Here is a 3,579-nt window from a genome sequence, read left to right on the forward strand (position 1 = left end):
ATGGAACGACTTAGAAGGCTATTACCGAATGAATCAAGGGATTGATATTTCTGCGGGGAAGTTGGCTGACAATTCAGGATTGGGCAAAGTTGGCATATTGACCGGAATGAAAACGATGCAACTTGAATCTGCACCACTACCTTATACCACAGCAGAAGACGGCGATTGGTCCAAGAATAAAACCTGGAAAAATGGAGATGTTCAACAAGCACCCAACTCCAAGGGTATTGATGGCAATACCAATGTAGATTGGAATATTGTAAAGATTGCCCATAATATAACTGCAACAGGTCAGGACATCAAAGTATCTGGACTTTTGATTGACTCCAAAAGATTGACTATTAAAAACCGCGATTCAAAGGACGGGCAAAGCTTAGAGGTTTCAGAATATCTCAACATCAGTAAAGGCGCTATTTTGGAATTGGTGGGCGAATCGCAACTCATTCAAAAAGAAAACAGTGTTCTTGGCACAGGTACAGGTATTTTGATGCGCGACCAACAAGGCACGGGGAATATGTTCAATTATAACTATTGGGGAAGCCCCGTAAGTACTGCTGGGTCTGCAGGCTCTAGAACCTTTAGCTTGGAAAGTGTTCTATATGATGGTGATGCTGATAAACAAATTACTTGGATTGCACCCCATACTTTTATTCCAACTTCACCTGTGTCCATAAGTACTCGATGGCTATACACCTATAAGGGCGGTGCAAATAATTATGATGTATGGAAGCGTATTAATGAAAAATCAGAGGTCCAGGTTGGCCTTGGATTTACGATGAAAGGTGGCAGTGCCTATAATGCACCAGATAAAAATTACACTTTTAAGGGCCAACCCAATAATGGAACCATTCACATTCCTGTTGGCGGACCAAACCAAGCGGTCATTGTCGGCAACCCTTATCCATCAGCCATTGATGCCGTTCAGTTTATGATCGACAACAAAAATGTCCTTAAACCTGGAAGCGCGCTACTTTTTTGGGAACAATCGCCTGAGGGTAAGACCCATTTAGTTAAGGAATACCAAGGACGCTACTCCTACTCTGTCATTACGGGCACAGTACCTGCTGCAGTACCTCCAGTAGGTTCCGTAGCAGGATCAGTGAATGCTGGTCCAGGCAACGCCAAAAAAATCCCAGGTCGCTATATTCCTGTAGGACAAGGATTTTATGTGGAAGTCAATGATATAGGCGGTATAATCGAATTTAACAATGGCCAACGTAAATTTGTTAAAGAAAAAGACGGACAATCTGTATTTTTAAGGACTCCCGAAAATGGTTCTGATGTGGTTCAAAAACGAGGTACAGCTTCTAATGCCAATGACATCCAACGTTTGCGTTTGGAATTCAAAACACCTGAAGGCGCCATCAGATATTTATTGCTAGGTTTTACGCCTGATGATGCGGCTACTGATGGTATTGATTATGGTTATGACGGCGTGAATAGTGATGACTTCCCTAGTGACCTTTCTTTCGCTATTGAAGGAAAAAAGTTTGTGATCCAAGGCGTTGGGGCATTTGATGTCAACAAAAAATACCCTTTGGATATGTCATTAAAAACTGCTGGAAATGTTGAACTTTCTTTAACAGGTCTAGAGAATTTTGAGGCGCCCATTGATGTTTTTGTTCATGATGCTGAAATGGATACCTATACCAAAATCAATAACACAAGCTTCCAAATGCCAATGCTATCTGGCCAGTATTCGGATCGTTTTTCTATTGTGTTTACAACAAACTCCACTTTGTCAACCATTGATCAAGAATTTAAGGATGTCAATGTAAAGTATCTACAAAAAACAGCTGAGATCTACGTACAGACACCTGCAAGTATTGAAGTTCGCCAAGTGTACCTAATCAATATGCTGGGGCAATCGGTCAAAACTTGGAACATGTCCGACACTCATTATTCGCAAGAATTTAAAATTCCAGTTAAGGATCTTACTGCAGGGAATTATATTATTCAAGTAGAAACTAGCACAAATAGTTATAGCAAAAAAGTTGTAATTCAATAATACATAGGTTTAACCAACCAACTAATATCAATCGTCTACTCTTTAATTAGAATAGGCGATTTTTTTGGAACGGCGGGTTTTATGGAACGCGCATAACGCGGATACGGCGGATTTGCACTGATTTTTTAGCGGCATGTTTCAAGTTCATGCTCACGAATTACTCATCAATCTCTCTACGCAACTTCATGCTACAAACTTAATGCTTCCAGCTTCCTACCTGAATATGTGTTTTGAAAATCATCAATATCCGCAACGTGGGTCAGTTATTTAAATAAGCCGTCAAACCTCTCAGGTTTTGGAAACCTGAGAGGTTTTTACAATCATTCTTATGAACCTAAATTCTCCTCCCTGGTCATTGAGCCTGTCGAAATGAAGGAGGAGTGGATTCTGCTTCAGAAAAAAAGTAGAAGATCTGTCTGCCGACAGGCGGGTGAGGTGGTTTTTATCTTTGAGTTAAAACTTTACAGATTTTGTAATTTACAACCCTTCCGGCTTCAATTCCTCTTCTGGAATTGAAGACACCTTCCCTTCCAAAGGGAAGGAATCTTTTAGATTTAGAAAGAATTTAAAGTCCTAGCGAGCTTCGCGCTTCAAACTTCGTGCTACGAGCTTTCCTCGCGATACAACTCAGCAGTCGATTCTTTAAGATTCCGCCATCAACCCCACCAAGGTCTCCAAATCCACCGATTGCTGATCGCCTGAAGCCATATTCTTCAACGTATAAGTTTGGGTTTTCAATTCTGATTCGCCCACTAGCACCACATTTGGAATATTGCGTTTGTTGGCATAATTAAACTGTCGGATCGTTTTTTTATGATCTGGAAATAATTCGGCATTGATGCCATGTTTTCTAAGTTCTTTAATGGCTTTCATACTCGCCATAGCTTCTGCATCTCCAAAATTAATGAACAAGGCTTTTACCGTATTGGTAATGGTTTCAGGAAATAAATTCAAGGCTTCCAACACCAAATAAATACGATCCAAACCAAAACTAATGCCTACGCCACTCACATCTTTTAATCCAAAAATGCCGGTGAGATCGTCATATCGTCCACCGCCGCCAATGGAACCCATCTCGACACCTTTTGGAGCAGATACTTCATAAATGGCTCCAGTATAGTAGTTGAGTCCGCGGGCCAAGGTTACGTCCAATTGTAAACTTGCCGTTTCCAACTTCAATTCTGAAATCGCTTTATCGATAAACTCCAATTCTTCGATGCCTTTCATTCCTTGTTCTGAAGTGGATAAGATTGTTTTTAACTGTTCAATCTGTTTTTCAAAAGTTCCTGATAAGCTAAATAATGGTTGTAATTTATCAATACCAGACTGCGGAATTCCTTTGCCCAACATTTCTTCCTTGACCTTCTCCTCGCCTATTTTATCCAATTTATCCAATGCCACGGTAAAGTCGATCAATTTATCCTGTGCGCCAATCACTTCAGCTATTCCCGATAAAATTTTGCGGTTATTGATTTTGATGGTCACGCCTTCCAATTTTAAGGCGGTGAATACCGCATCATATAATTGGACAAATTCCACTTCCTGCCATAACGATGTGGATCCTACCACAT

Annotated in this window: 2 protein-coding genes; one reads left to right on the top strand and one right to left on the bottom strand. The window is 40.6% G+C overall.

The genetic code is table 11. The features are described 5' to 3' along the window. Nucleotides 1–2,008: T9SS type A sorting domain-containing protein (locus ABIQ28_RS11190; protein ID WP_348037302.1), on the top strand; the 2,008-nt coding region annotated here is incomplete at its 5' end. Between the two features lie 642 nt (nucleotides 2,009–2,650). On the opposite strand, the gene ABIQ28_RS11195 is transcribed toward ABIQ28_RS11190, so the two are convergent. Then, nucleotides 2,651–3,579, bottom strand: a 929-nt coding sequence (locus tag ABIQ28_RS11195; protein WP_348037304.1) for an ATP phosphoribosyltransferase regulatory subunit, incomplete at its 5' end; no start/stop codon positions are given.

Source organism: Gelidibacter sp., from assembly GCF_039916245.1.
In the GTDB taxonomy this organism is placed as follows: domain Bacteria; phylum Bacteroidota; class Bacteroidia; order Flavobacteriales; family Flavobacteriaceae; genus Gelidibacter.